Annotated in this window: 4 protein-coding genes; all 4 read right to left on the bottom strand. The window is 72.1% G+C overall.

All coding sequences use genetic code 11. The annotated features are described in order from the left end of the window. Positions 1-288: 288 nt before the first annotated feature. Complete coding sequence (locus ACVN9Z_RS26605) at positions 289-12,981, bottom strand: filamentous haemagglutinin family protein (protein WP_458212826.1); 12,693 nt, start codon at positions 12,979-12,981, stop codon at positions 289-291. A gap of 193 nt (positions 12,982-13,174) precedes the next feature. Continuing rightward, positions 13,175-14,140, bottom strand: coding sequence for a FecR family protein (locus tag ACVN9Z_RS26610; RefSeq protein WP_107315758.1), 966 nt, complete (start codon positions 14,138-14,140; stop codon positions 13,175-13,177). A gap of 4 nt (positions 14,141-14,144) precedes the next feature. Further along, a complete protein-coding gene (locus tag ACVN9Z_RS26615) occupies positions 14,145-14,681 on the bottom strand; it encodes an RNA polymerase sigma factor (RefSeq protein ID WP_223203209.1) in 537 nt (178 codons plus the stop codon). 11 nt (positions 14,682-14,692) lie between these two features. Then, a complete protein-coding gene (locus ACVN9Z_RS26620; RefSeq protein WP_054447339.1) occupies positions 14,693-15,388 on the bottom strand; it encodes an STN domain-containing protein in 696 nt (231 codons plus the stop codon). Positions 15,389-15,431 lie beyond the last annotated feature (43 nt).

Below are 15,431 nucleotides of genomic sequence, written 5' to 3' on the forward strand. Positions count from 1 at the left end.
CGGTCTGGCACCGGCCGCTACCGTGCAGCGCGCTTGCGACAATCCTGTTACGGCTTTCTGCCCGCATACCCGCGTCTACAGCTTCTGCTTGTTACTAGACGTTCCCGGACGGCGCGGACTGCGCGTTGTAAGAAAAATTTCATGAAACAGCGCCGGCCCGCGGAAAAGTGCGCAGAAAAGAATCAGGGCCCGGTTTTCACCGGGCCCTGCCACGCGTTTTGCGCCGTGCTTTCATGACGCGGGCATGACAACCGGCCGGATTTTTTCCGACCGGTTGCAACCCCGGCATCAACCGCCGTTGTCCACGCCCTGCACCTGCACCACGCCGTCGGGACGATAGGACGGCGCGGCCGCGCGCGGTTGCGGCGCCGCGCCGACGCCGGTCAGCGGTTCGTTGCCGTTGCCCAGGACCTGCACGCTGATGATGGACGGCTGGTTCTGGCGCGCCTGCTGGCGGGCGCGCTGCACCGATTCCTGCGCCGCGCCGGACGCGGCCGAGGACGCCGCGCTGGCCGACGACAGCGCGCCGGTGTTGACCACCGCCGTCACCGGGATGCCCTTGCTGTCGCCCTGCACCTGGATGTTGGCGGCATTGACCACATGCAGCGCCGCCACGTTGACGTTGCCCGACACGCGGATGCCGGCCTCGCCCGCGTCGATGGTGCCCAGCGGCGCGATCAGGTCGACGTCGCCCGCCGGCACCTCGGCGATCGGCGCCAGCGTGGCGATGCCGGCGCCCGTGGACGGCGCCGTCGGCGCCAGGGTGACGTTGCCCAGGGCGTCATAGACGCGCTTGGGCGGCGTATACAGCACGGTGGTCTTGGCGCCGCGGCCGGCGTTGATGTCGCCCTCGGCCGACCAGGCCTGGATGTGGCCGCCGAAGGTGGTCATGATGCGGCTCTGTCCCAGCAGCACGCTGCCCAGCGCGTACAGCTGGATGTCGCCCTGCCCCTGCGTCACCACGCCCGCAGTCGCCGGCGGCGCCGCGCCTTCGATGCCCAGCACCTGCTGTCCGCCCGGGGTCAGCACCTGGATGTTGCCGCCGAACTGCGTGCGCAGGCCGGCGCCGCCATACATGGTGAAGTCGCCCTGGTACAAGCGCTGCGCGCCTTCGGCGTCGGTCTGCGGGAACAGCGCCGCGATGACGCGGCGGCCGCGCAGGTAGCTGCCGCTGCGCGGGCCGCCCTGCTCGTTGTACTCGCGGCCGCCCTTGCGCAGTTCGGCGAAGTACAGCTGGCGCGCGTAGATGCCCTGCTGCTCGGACGCCAGGGCATCCAGCGCCGCGCGCGCGCCGTCTTCGCCGCCGTCGTAGCCATGGTGCGCGCGCAGCCAGTTGACCAGGTGCAGCTCGCTTTCCTGGCGATAGTCCTGCATCAGGTCGCGGCGCTTGCGCGACGGATCGGCCGCCACCTCGGCATCCAGCTGCGCCTGGCGCTGCGACAGTTCCGCCGGCGCGCCGGCCTCGTCGCCCTGGTAGCCATACACCTGCCGCAGCCAGCCGGCCAGCGACAGTTCACCGGCGTAGGATTGCACCACGCGGTCCGGATTGGCTCCCAGCGTCTGGCCGGCGGCCAGCGCCCGCGCCGGATCCAGGTAGCGCGCCAGCAGGCCGGCGTAGTCCGGCCCCTGCGGGCCGACGCCCGCCAGCACGGCAACGCTGGCGCCGGGGCGCGCGTCGCCGCGCACGATGGCGCCGGCGCTGACGATGCTGGCCACGTCGTCCTGGCGAATGTTGCGGCCTGCCTGCACCAGCAGCGTGCCGGGGCCGGCCACCGTCAGGTCGGCCCGCACGATGTCACGCCCGGCGCTCACCTGCGACAGGTCGTTGGCGTTGCTGTGCAGGCCCAGCGCGCTCATCCCGAGGATGTCGCGTCCCGCCCGCACCGAGACCGGCAACGCGGCCTCGTACCAGGTCAGCACGGTGCGCGGCCGCCCCTGCAAGGCATCCGTCATGATCCGCGTCTCGGCGCCGGCGCGCAGGCCGACGATATCGCCATCCACGGCATGGAAACGCGCCACTGCCGTTCCCCCTTGGCGCGGCGACGCATCCAATGGCGTATTGGGACCGAACGTGAACAACGGCTTGGGCGAGTTCTGCCAGACCTTGTTGCCCTCGACCGAGACATTGAAGATGGTCTGGTCGTTGTTCTCGCCCGCATTGATGGCCATGAAACCGGGGCGCCACGGCGTCGGCAGCGGCGTGTCCGCGCCGGAGATCGACACCGCGTGAGCACCCGCGGCGAAGATCGACCCCCCGGCCAGCATCGACAATTCACCGCTGGACGACGGCGCCAGCAACAGCACGTGATTGACGCTTTCCGCGTCGCGCGTGGTGGCGGCCAGGATGATATTGCCGCCGGCCGCCGTCACGCCAAGCTTGGACGGGTAGAGGTAGCTCACCTGCCGCTGCGCGCCGACGCGGGTCGTTTCATCGATCTGCAGGTCGGTGCCCGGCTTGAAGGTATTGTTGGTGGTCAGCGGCGTCAGGTTGCCGCCCGCCGAGAACAGGTCGATGGCCGTGGCCGGCGTCCACAATGTGAACCAGCTTTCGGCGCCGCCGCCCTTGGACAGGCTGCCCTGGGTGTAGGGGCTGGTGTTGATCTGGCGCACGCGGCCGGGGTCCGGCGCGTCGGCCAGCACCAGGTCGCCGCGCGTATCCAGCGAGGCCACCGCATCGCCCAGCAGCAGGCGCGGCCCGCCCATGGGCTTGCCGCCGCCCACCGCGGACATATCGGGCGCGCGTAGTTGAGCGCCGTCGCCATAGAACAGCGAGATGCCGCCGACGCGGCCCGCCGTCAACGCCAGTTGCCCGCGCAGATTGACCAGCAGCCCGTTCAGATCGACATCCTCGAAGTTGCCGGCATAGCCGGTGCCGGTGCCAGCGCTGCCGTCGGTCTGCTGCATCGCGCGCAGATTGGGGTTGTACGCGCCACCGATGCGCAGATCCATGTCGCCGCCGCCGGTCAACACCAGGTCGCCGTCGACCACCCGGCCGGTGCCGGCCACCACGGCCACCAGGGCCTGCGAACGGCCGGATGCCAGATTGTTGTTGAGCAGCGCGTCGCCGCGCGCATCGCGCACGCCGGCATCGCGTCCGGCGCTGAGGCTGAGATTGCCGCCGCCCAGAGTGCCGAAGCCGGTGAAGCCCACGACCCGCGGCTGCTGGCTGTTGGTCGAGGCATTGGCCGCGTACGTGCCGAAGTTGATCCACCAGCTCGACGCGATGTCGTTCACGCCCGGCATGCCCACGCTGCCCTGGCGCCACAACCAATTGCTAAGCGCGGCGCTGGGGTATTTGGTGTATTCGACATCCTGGGTGCCATAGCGCTGGGCGTTCATGGAATTCGCGCTCCATGCATCGCCGTAGATGTCACGCCCCGCCGCCACGGTCAGGTTGCCGCCCTGGTCCGGGTACCAGGCGCGATAGGCGGCCAGCGCCGCGTCGTACTTGCCATCGTGCTGGATGGTGCCCAGCACGGCGTCATCGTCGGTGGTGCCGCGCGGCAGGTTGAAGCGCGCGTCCAGCGGTGCCCCCAGCGACGAGGGCGCGCCGGCCGTGTACACGCCGTAGACCGAGGCCATGCCGACGTCGCGCCCGGCCAGCAGCGACAGGTCGCCGGTGCCGGTGCGCAGCACGCTGAACAGCGGCGCGCGGTCCGCGTAGCGGTAGTCGCGCTTCACGGTGGTCTCCATGCGGCCGCCGCCTTCGCAATAACTGGCGTCGAAGCACACCTCGTTCTCATCGATGAACCACTCTTCCGCCAGTTTCCTGACGGAGTAGCCGACGTAGGCAGGGTCGCCGAAATACATGATCGCCCCGGCCAGCGTCAGCGTGCGCGAGGCCGTTTCGCAGTAGCCCGTGCCAGCGCAGAACTCATCCTCGGTCATGAAGAAGCTTTCGGCGATGGCCTTTGGCGAGGTCCCGAGCAACGACGGGTCCAAGCCAAGGTCCGTGATGGCGAGCTGCGTCAGCACACGGTCGCCGATGAAGACGCTGGTGATGGTCTTGGTGCCAAAGCCCAGCCGGCCGTAGTGCGTGTCGGCCAGGATGATGTCGCCCTGCCCGTCGGCGCGCCGCGCCGCCATGTCGGCCGCGGTCAGGTCCGCGCCCGCCACCGCCATCAGGCTCCAGGCGCTGGCGCCTTCGCCCAGCATCGGCGCCAGCGCCCAGTTGCGGCCCTGCCTGCCGTCCGGGCCGACCGGACGCAGGTTGATGGGCTGGTCGCCGGGCAGTTCGATGAAGGTCTGCGACGGGATCAGCGAGCCGCGCGCCAGGTCCAGGCGCGCGCTGGCCTTCAGCGCGGCCGGCAGCGGCACGCCCTTGGGCCAGGTGAAGGCCTGCAGCGCCGCCTCGTTGCGCAGCGTGAAGCCCACGCCCAGGCGGGCGCCCGCGCCCAGCGTCAGCGCCTCCTGCAGCACCGAGCCGGCGCGCAGCACGCGGCCGTCGGCCAGCGTCAGGTCGCCGGTCAGCACCAGGCCGGCGGGTAGCGCCAGCGGACCGTTCAGCGTCGCCGCCATCGGCAGCACGGTGCCGGCCGGCAGCGTGGCCGCCTGCGCCGGCAGGTCGTAGTTCAGCGCGCGGCCGGCCGGGAAGATGGTGCCCGTTTCCAGCTGGACGCCATCGATGGGCACCACCAGGTCTTCCCCGAACGGCGTCTGGCCATTGTCCAGGAACCGCCCTTCGACCAGCTTCCAGCCACTGTCGTCGAGGGTCTCGGGCGGCGGCGCGAAGCCGTCGTTGATGCTGCCGTGGATGGCCAGGTCGCCGCCGGCGCGCAGCACCAGCTTGCCGGGCTCGCCGTAGCCGCGCAGCGCGGCCACCGCGCGGTTGGCGTTGGGGCCGTAGCGGTAGTTCGACAGGTCGATGTCGCCCGACACCGTCAGGTTGCCATCGGGCGTGGCGCTGACGATCTCGACGCCGGGACGCAGGTGGTACGGCCCCAGGGCCGCCAGGCGGGCGGCCAGCGCGCCGTTGCCGAGCGCGGCGTTCATGTAGGCCACGCTTTCGCCGTCGATGCCGTCCAGGTAGGCCTGCGTGATCAGCTGCGGCGTCTTGCCGCTGACGTCCGGCTTGGGCGCCAGCGGCGCGTCGTCGTAGCGGCGGAAGGCATTCACGGCCACGGTCTTGGCGCCCAGGATCTGCGGCGTTCCCGTGATGCGGATGGCCACGTCGTTGGCGCCGTCGCCCGACCCGGCAATGGCGCCGCGTTCCGCGCCGCCGCCCAGGCGGCGGGCGTTCAGGTCGAGCGTGCCGAGTTGGCGGCCGCCCAGGCGGCTGGCGTCGTCGGTGCCGGCGCGCAGATCGAAGCGCGCGCCGGCGTCCAGCGCCAACGTGCCGTCGCGCGAGGTCAGTTCGATGATGGCGCGGTTGGCGGCGTCGATGACCTTGCCATAGCTGTCCAGGCGCAGGCGCGTGCCATGCGTGTCCAGCAGGCCGTTGATGCGCAGGTCGTCGCGCGCCGCCAGGCGGATGCTGCCGACCTGGCGGCCGCTGGCGTCGATGCGGCCATTGACCGTCAGGCTGCCGCCGTCGACGCTGATCTCGACCACGCGCGCGCGCACCTCGTCGCCCACCACCAGATCGCCCTGCTTGAGCTGGAAGCGGCGGGCGCCGGTGACGCCGCCCTGGTTCAGCCGTTGGTTCAGGCCGGCGAAATCCGCCAGCGTCTGCGCGCGCAGGGTGATCTCGGCGCCGTCATAGGGCACGCGCGTGCCGCCGGCATCGTGCTCGCCGCTGGCCCCGCCCAGAATGACGCCGTCCAGCGCCACGCGGCCGCCGGCCGCGCCCAGCGCCAAGGCCTGCATGCGGCCGCCGCGCTGGTTGCGCGCCGACAGGTCGATGACCGACCCGGCCGCCTGCGCGATATTGCCCGTCACGCTATTGAGCTCAAGGTCGCCGCCCCAGCTGTAGCGGGTGGCATCGAACGCCGTGAAGGCGCGTCCCGCCAGGTCGATGCGCGCCCCCGCGCCCAACGTGATGTCGCCATCGGCCTTGACGGCCAGCTTGCCCGACGGCAGCGCCACGGTCGAATCCAGCGTGACGCGCTGCGCCTTCAGATCGAGCGTGGCGCCCAGCACGTCGCGGGCGGGCGCCACGGCGCCGGTGCCCGTCAGCGCCAGCGCGCCGCCGGCGCGCAACGCCAGCGTCGCGCCCGCCTCGCCCGTCAACAGCGGCGTGCGCAGCGTCAGATCGCCGCCCTGGTAGCGCCAGCCTTCTTCCGCCACATAGCCGTTCTGCTTGTGATAGACGTGCAGGCTGCCGGTCGACACGCCCGTGATCATCTGGGCCGCCTCCAGGTTGACCGCGGCAAAGCCCAGCGCCAGCCGGTTGGCCGGCACCAGCGAGGCCGGCACCGTGTAGGGCGAGTAGTCGAAGCGGATGACATCGGCCGCGATGGTCAGGCTGCCGTCGCCCAGGCGATCGAGCACCGCGCCGCCCGGCGCCGCGGGCTGGTCGTAGCCCAACGGCACGTTGCCGGCCACCGCGGCCCTGACCGAGCCGGCCCAGACGAATTCCGACGCACTGATGCGCGCCGTGTCGCCCGCCGCGCCATAGCCATACACCGCCGGCGCGCCCAGCACCAGCCGCCGCAAGGCCGAGGGGCCGGCCGCGGCGCGAGTGTCCAGCGTCACCGCGCCATACACGTTGATGGATTCGGCGGCATTGAAGATCAGGCTTTCCAGCGCGGGCGCGCCCAACGCCGTATTGCCGCGCAGCAGCCGCGCCAGGGCATCCTGGTCCAGCGCCAGTCCGGGCGGCAATTGTCCTGCCGCCGCGGCCTGGGCCAGCGCCTGCGGCGAGCCCAGATTCAGGCCGGACACGCTCAGCATCAGGTTGCGCGTGCCGTACTCGACATTGTCGCGCAGCGTGAAGGCGCCGTTGGTGGCGGCGCCGATGGTGCCTTCGGACACCAGGCGCGTGGTTCCCGAGCAGACACCCGCGCAGGCGCCGATGTCGATGGCCACACGGCCGTCCTGCGTCGGCGGTCGCAGGTTGACCAGCCCATTGGACAGGACCAGCGCGCCGTTGGACTGGACCGAATAGTAATAGCCGCCACGCGCGTCCTGCGGCGCCGGCCCCAGCCCGACGGTGGACAGGACGGCCCCCTGCTCGATGGTGATATTGCCGTTGTGGGGTGAGAACAGCACGATCTCCGGCGCGTACAGGCTGGCGCCGCCGCGCACCAGCACGCGCTGGGCGTCGCCGCCCAGGCTGATCGCGCCGAGCGCATCGGCCTGGGTGGAGGCGCCTATCACGCCGCCCAGCACCATGCGCGCCGGACGCAGGGCGTTGAGCGCGTCCGCGGAAACGGCCACGCCAGGGCCGGCCAGGGCCGACGCCTGCCCCGGACCCAGGATTTCCAGGCCGCCGCCGCGCACGTCCACGGCCAGGGTGCCGCCCGCGCCGGTGCTGCCCGGCGCCGCGGAGAAGCGCGCCACCCCGCCGAACGACAGGGCCGGCGTGCCTTCGCGGCCCGCGCCCGGCGTCAGTTTCAGGCGCAGCATGCCCGCGTCGGCCAGCTGCATCGGCAACGGCGTGCCGGTGCGCGCCGCGTTCGCCACCAGGAAGGCGCTGTACGAGGTTTCGTTGTATTGCGCATGGCGGCGCACCACGTCGCCCGGCGTCACCAGCAGCTGACTGGCGGCCACCGCGCCCGGGTTGACGCCCGGCGCCGTCATCCGGCCCGTGGTCACCCAGGAGCCGCCGCGGGTCGGCGCGGCCTGCGCCGCGTCGAACACGCCCGGCGCGCCAGCCTCGACGCGGAACGCGCCCGGCAGCATGGCGAAATTGGCGGGCAACAGCGTGTAGGTGCCGGGCGGCAAACCCGGCACGCCGGCGCCGATGGTGACGCGCTGGCCGTACGCAGGCATGGCGGCGTCTTTCGTGGCCGGCGCATAGTCGCCGCCGAAGCCGGGCACGATGGCATAGACGGCATTGCCGGACTTGCTGAAACCGAAGCCGGGATTGGCGTCGGCCATGGCGTACTTGAGCACGTCCACGGAACCGCCGCGTCCGCGCACGAACGCGGCGCCGGTCAGTTCGCCGCCGCCTGACAGGTCCAGCAGCGAGCCGGCGTCGGCCACGATGGATTTCATGTTGATCTGGATCATGCGGGGCGGCGCGCCGTTCAGATCATTGCCCCCCACGCCCGTGGTGCGGATCTCCTGCCCGCCGTACAGGTACTTGATCCCGTCGGTTGTCCCTCCATAGGGCATTACCAGCCCCTGGCCGCTGATCGACGTTACGCTGCCGGCCAGGAAACGCACGCTGGACGGCGCGTCTTCAGGCCCCATGAAGAAAATCGAGCCAAGCGGCGCGCGCACCACGCCGCCCTGGACGATATTGGGCCCCGACAGCGTCACCGAACCGAAGGCGGAATACGGCATATCGGGCAATTCATCCGTGGCGCGCCGGATCGTCAGCACCGCATCCGGATTTCTCAGTACATTGCCGCCCCCCTGCCCGTAGTATTCGCCCGCGGCGATCCCGCCGCCGCCGCCGGTGGTGGGATAGATCTGGGCCGCGGTGATGGTCAGGCGGTTCGGCGCGCCAAGCAGCGTATTGCCATTGAAGTCCTGGCCCACCGACACCCTCGCCAGGCGCAGGTCGCCGGCCAGGTTGATCTGGACATCATCGAAGCTGCGCAAGTCGCGCATGCCGCGCAGATCCATCATGCCGGCGTCCAGCACCAGGCGATGCCCGCGCTTGAGCCAATCCGGCGCCACCATGCCGACCTGCACCACGCTGTCGGACCCCAACGGCGGCTCATAGGCCGCGTGATTCAGGAACACATAGGGCGCCGCCAGGTGCACCAGGCTGTCCGCGGGCGCGTTCTCGCTCAGCATCAACGGGCCCGACAGGCGCAGGCTCTGGGGCATGGCCAGCGACAGGCCCTTCTCGGCCCTTACCGACGCGAACAACGCCAGGTTGCCGAAACCGCCGGCCTGGACCTGATCCACGCCCAGGCCGCCGGCGCCATAGCGCAGGTCCGCGGCAAGCTCGCCCGGACGCAGGTCGGCGGGCAGCAGCGGGGCGCCCCGCTGCTGCGACAGCGTCAGCACGCGCGGCGTCAGCACCGCGGCCTCGGCCAGGCTTCTCAGGTAGAAGGCGGGCGCCAGCGCCACGCCCAGGGTGCCACCCACCGCGCCCGCTCCCCCCGCGGCGGCGCGCAGGTCGCCGTCCAGGTACAGGCTGTTGGCCGACGCCAGCACGATGCTGCCGCCGTTGTAGGCCAGCAGCGTGGCGCCGCGGCCGGGCAGGTCCACCAGCGCCTGTGATCCGGATGCGTCCAGCAGCGAGCCGGGACGCAGGATCAGGTGCCGATCCATCGGCCGGCGCGGAGCGTAGGCATCGGCTTCCCAGTCCAGCATGCCGCCGATCTCGATCTTGCCGCCGTCGCGCGCCACGCCATAGCGGCGGCCGTCGGTGGCCAGCGCGACGTGGCTGTCGCCGGCCACGTCCAGCACCGCGCGCCCGCCGATCCACACCGAGCGGCCGTTGGCCTTGGGGGTGTAGTTCTGCTGCGAATTCACGCGCGTGTCCAGGATCGAGATCAGGCCCCCGGGCGCCACCAGCGGGCCCAGCACCGTGATCTGGTCGCCCCCGACCAGGCGGATCGACTGGCCCGGATCCACCGCGACCCGCGCGCCCTCGCCCACCTCGAGCACGCCGCCCAGGGCGGCGCGATCCGAGCGCAGCGTCAGGCTGGCGCCGCCACGCTGGCTCAGCCTGGCGCGCTTGGGATCTTCCGTGTAGAGCGGCGGCGTCCACAGCGCCAGGGCCTGGGCCGGTTCGGCGCCCGATACCGGCAGCGCGCCGGCTTCGCGCCGCATGCGCCATGCCGGCATGGCGACGGCGATGTCGGCGCCCTCGGCGACCCGCAGGCCGCCATGGCCGTTGATGTCATAGCTGGCGAAGCCGGCCTGGAACAAGGACGGATCCAGCCGCACGGCGTCGGCCGCCAGGCCGTCGGCCGGGCCGCCCAGCACGACGGTGCCGCCGCTGGCGAGGCTGAAGGCCCCGCCGCCGCTCACGCCGTAGCCGCGCACCGCGCCGGCCAGCGACACCTTGCCGCCCGACTCGGCCTGCGTGCTGACGGCGTTGGCTTCCAGCGTCACACTGCCGCCGCGTCCGCCCTGCACCGCGCCGCTGGTCAGCAGCGCCGCGCCCGACGACACATCGATGAGGCTGCCCGCCGCCAGCGCCACGTCGCCGGTGCCGCGCAGCGACACGCGGCCGCCATCGATGACGGCCAGGCCGCGTTGCGCGGCCGGGTCCTGCTTGAGGTTGCTCCACACGCCGCGCGTATCGAGCACGACCCCGCCCGCCACGCGCAGCGCGGCCTTGGCGCCGGCCGCCGGTGCCAGCGCGACGTCCTCGACGCGACCGGTCTGGCCAGGCTGGCGCAGCAGGTTGCCGGCCTGGATCAGGCCGCCGCGGCTGACCAGGTCGGCGTTGATGTCGACGGTGGGCGCGTACAGGGTGATCTCGCCGCCATCGGCGCTGCGCAAGGCGGCGTCGACGCTGATGCCGCGGCTGGCGGCGATGCGGATGGCGCCCAGGCCGAAGCCGTTCAGGCGGTCGGCGTCCAGGAACAGCTTGCCCGTCAGGTCGACGGGCAGCGCAGCGGCCAGGTCCAGGCCGGCGGAACGGCCCGCCAGGTCCTTGCCCACCGCCACCTCGGCGGCCGTGCCGGTGGCGCCCAGCTGGTAGCGCAGGAAATTGCCGGCGGTGTCGTAGTACGGCTTGTAGCTGCCCACCACGAACTGCGCAGCGCGCGCCGCGTTGCGGTGCGACTGGCTGTAGCCGTCCTGGCCGGCCACCGGCGCGCGCGTCTGGCGGTCGCCCTGGTAGGTGTCGCTGATCAGATCGCCGTCCAGCACCGCGTTGCGGGTCGAGACCACCAGCGTGCCGGCGTCGCGGCCCACGGTGTAGCCCGACTCGTAGCGCGTCGGCGGCGCGATCAGCGGGTTGTAGAAGCGCCGCGTGGCGTTCTCGCCCCAGCGTCGCGACACGGCCTCGAAGCCCCGATACAGGCCGCTGTAGAGCAGATCGCCGGGCGCGCGGTCGGCCAGGTACAGGCGGCCGTCCTCGCCGCGCAGCCAGCTCTGGCGAATCTCGCCGCTCTGCACGTCGAGCGTGCCGCCCGACAGGTTGATGGCCGAGCCGGCCTGCGTGACCACCTCGGCGCCATCGAAGCGCACCACCCCGCCCTGCGCCAGCCAGTGGCTCACCGGCACGCCCAGCGTGCCCAGGTAGCCGCCCACTTCCAGCAACCCGCCGGCCGTGTACCAGCGGTCGGTGTCGTTGCCGCCGCTGCCCGCCGCCAGGCGCACCAGGTCGCGCCGGTCGAGCCACACCTCGCTGTTGTTCAGCAGCTTGCTATCGCGGTTGACCGGAGCGTCGCGCTGTTCGTTGCCCTGCAGGTTGATCTTGAGGTTGTTGGACTCCATCGACACGCTCACGCCGACCGCGCCGCTCACGTCGATGCGCGCGCCGTCGCGCACCAGCGCGCGGCCATCGGCCTTGACCGCCACCTGGCCGCCGGTGGCCAGCGACAGCGAGCCGCCCTGGAAATCCACCGTGCCCTGGCTGCTGATGCGCAGCAGCGACAGGTCGCGGCGGAATTCGTCGCCGGGAACCAGCGCGGTATTGCCGCTCACGGCCGGTTGCAGCAGGCTGCCGCGCTGGCCGTCCAGCGCCGTCGCCAGGCCGGCGTCCACCAGGATGGCGCTGACGGCGCTCTCGGCCAGCGTCACGGCGGCGCCATTGCCGCGCGCGTCCAGATGGATGGTGCCGCGCGCGTCGACCGAAGTGGTCGACACCACCACGCCGGCCTGCTCAACGCGCTGGGCGGTAAGGGTGACGTCGCCTTGCGGCGCCTGGATCAGGCCGGTGTTGCGCGCCAGCCCGGCGCCGGCCACCTGCACCTCGTTGCCGCGGGTGGTGGACGCGATGTTGCTGTCCGATCCCTGGCCGCGGCGGATGATGAAATTGTCGCCGGCAGCCAGCAGCGCCTGGCCCTGCGGCGTGCTGATCTCGCCGGCATTGAGCACTTCCTTGCCCGCCAGCAGCACGTAGCCGCCGCCCCGCGTGGCGCTGCCGGGCGCGGCGGTGGCCAGGCGCGCGCCGGGCTGCACCTCGATCTTGCCGAGCGCGTCCTGGAAAGTGGCGATCTTCCCGTCGGCGTCGGCGTAGATGCCGCGCTCGCGGAACTGCGCGTCGCTCATGGTGGCGGCGGCCACCACCAGGTTGCGCGCATTGACCTGGCTGGTGCCGCTGAAGATCACGCCGTTCTGGTTCACCACCAGCACCGTGCCGTCGGCCTGGATCGCGCCCTGGATCTGGCTGGGCCGCGCCGACGCGCCCACCACCCGGTTCAGCACCGCGTCGTCGGCCTTTTGTTGGAACCGTAGCGTGGTGTTGCGGCCCACGTTGAACGTGTCCCAATTCAGGATGGCCCGCGACTGCGTTTGCTCGATGGTCACCAGCTGGCGCCCGCCCTCGGTGCCGGTGCGCGGCTTGTTGGCGCCTTCCCATTTGGCCTGCGCGCCCTCGGCGATCCACAGCCCGCCCTGCGCCAGTCCGTCCGGCACGGCGGCGCCGTTGGCCGCCGCGGCCGCGCGCGCCGCCGCCTGCGCCGCCTGCTGCGCGGCCACCGCAGCGGCGGTGCGATTCAGGTTGTCCAGCGAGCGCTGCAACTGCTGGCGCGACTGCGCCTGCTGGCGGGCGCTGTTGCCGATGCCGGCCAGGCTGCCGTCGGGCATGCGGCCGGTACGCTGCGCGGTCGACTGCACCGCGCCCTTGTCCGCGAACCAGCCCGGGCTGAAGGCGCGCGCCTGCGCCTGCGCCGCGCCGCTCCAGCCGCCCGCCACCAGCAGCACCGCCAACGCCTGCGTCACCGGCCTCAGGCGCCAGGCGGGACGGCGCGAACGCCGCGGGGAACTGCGGGAAACAAGAGCGTGATTACGGCTGGGCATGACGGCTTTTCCTTCCTGGAATCGGATCTGGCATCTGCAGCGCCGGGGCCGGTTCGCCGGGAAAAAACGGCGGCACGGACCGGGCGATTCTGCGCATGGGTGCCTAGACCGTCTGAAGCGTCATCGACTGCGCTTTTTCACAAAAAATTCATATTTCAGGTTTTGGACGCGGCGGCCGCGACCTGCGGCGGACTCAGCTCAGCAGCACGATGCCGCCGGGCAGCGACGTGACCTGGGCGCCGTACACGTCGCGGATCAGCAGCGCGGCATCGGCCAGCTGGTCCAGCGAAAAGCGCGCCTGCACCAGGCTGCCCGCCAGGCGGTCGCCCACCAGCACGATGCGGCCGGGGCGATAGCGGTTGATCTCGTCGACCACCTGCGCCAGCGGCACGCCGTTGAACTCCAGCACCCCGCGGCGCCAGGCGGTGACCGCGTCCAGGTCCACCCGCCGCGGTCCGCTGGCGCCGGCCGCGCCCAGCACCACCTGCTGCGCGGCGGTCAGTTCCAGCGAGTCCTGCCGCGATGTGACGCGGGCGCTGCCCTCCAGGCAGGTCACGCGGACCTGGCCGTCGGTGTAGCGCACGTTGACGCAACCCGACGTGGCGTTGATCCGGCCGGCGCCCGCCGTCAGGCTGACGGGCTGGCCGGCCGTCGCCAGCTCGACCTCGCCGGCCAGCAGGTCGATCTGCTGCGCCTGGCCGCTGCGCGACAGGTTGATGCGGGTCTGCGTGTTCAACTGCACGCTGGCATCGCCCGCCAGCGCCACCCGGCGCTGCTCGCCGGTGCCGCTGCGCACGTCGGCGGTCAGTTCGTCGACGGCTGGCCACAGGCCCAGCGGCGGCTTGAACGCCAGCCACGCGCCGCAGGCCGCCACCGCGCCGCCCAGGAAGGCGCGCCGCGCCGGCCGCGCGCTGCGGCCGCGGCGCGCCTGCGCCGCCTGGACCTGGCGCGCGGCCGGCGCCAATTGCTGCCAGGCGCTGCGCGTTTCCTTGAAGATGCGGGCGTGCTCGGCGCTCTGTCCGCACCAGCGGCGAAAGGCCTCGCCATCGGCCACGCTGGCCTGGCCCGAAGCCAGGCGCACGACCCAGGCCTGGGCCTCGCGCTTGAGCGCGGCCGCGGGGTCGCCACCGGGGCGGGAGCGTCTGAACAGGGGTGTCATATAGCTAAGACGTTTCCCGGGCCTGGGGACCGTAGCGCTGGACATACTTTTTTTCCAATTTCTCGCAACAGTGCTCCAGCCCCGCGCGCAATTCCTTTTCCACGGTCCGCACCGAGATGCCGAAACGTTCGGCGATCTCGCGGTGCGGCACGTCGTCCACCCGCGCCGCGATCACGATCGCCTGGCGCCGGCGCGGCAGTTCGGCCAGCGCCGCTTCCAGCGCCTCGACCTGCTGGCGGCCCTCCGCCACCTGCGCCGGGCCGGCCGCCTCGTCGGCCATGTCGTACAGCTCCTCGATCTCGGCCATCGACAGGATGCGCGCATTGGCGCGGCGCTGGTCCTCGGCGATGTTCGAGGCGATCTTGAAGAGATAGGCGGCTGGATACTCCACCGGCGCGGTCTCGGCCAGGCTGTCGACCCGCAGCCACGCTTCCTGCATGGCGTCGTTGGCCAGGTCTTCCGACCCCAGCCGGATGCGCAGGCGCTTGCGGAATTCCTGGTACTTGGACAGGAACAGGTTGCGCAGGGCGTCGCCGGTCATGGCCATGCGCGTCAACCCGCCGCGCCGGCCAGGCGGCAATCGGCCCGCGGATCCGGGCGCGGCGCCAGCACGATGGTCACCGGCTGCGGCAGGTCGGCCGGCGGCGGCGTGTCCATGATCAATCCCGCCAGCACCCCGGCCAGCGCCTCGTCGCGGCGCGCGTCGCCGGTGCCCGCCAGCACGCGGGCCTGGCGCACCACGCCATTGCGCCCGATCCACAATTGCAGCGAGGCGCGGTAGCGGCCGAACTGCGCGCCGGTCCATTGGCACAGCGCGCGCGTCACGGTGTTCTGCAGCACGCCGGCGTAACGCGTCACGGCGCCCGCTGGCGCGCCGGCGGCCGGCGCGCGCGCCGCCGCGGGAGCCGCGGCCTCCACCAGCGTGAACGCCGACGCGCTGGTGTAGCGCGCCTGCAGGCCGGTGCCGGCCAGCAACTGGCGCAGCGCCTCGCGCGGCGCCAGGCGGCCGCGCACCGCGGCGCCTTGTCGGCCCGCCGTCACGCGGCTGGTGACCAGCACCGCCATGCCGGTGGCCTGGGTATACGCGGCCAGCGCCGCATCCAGCGGCTGCGCGGCGATGTCGAACGGGATCAACGCGGTTTCGGCGGCCCGTTGCTGGGCCAGCGCAGCCGGCGGCAGCATCGACAGGCCGAGCGCGAACCACCATGCGAACGCCCAAGCGGCCCCAGGCGCCTGCGTGACTGTCATAACACCCCGATGTCTCTAAGATGGCGTGGCGACTGCGTGCCGG

Source organism: Achromobacter sp. KK8, from assembly GCF_054188005.1.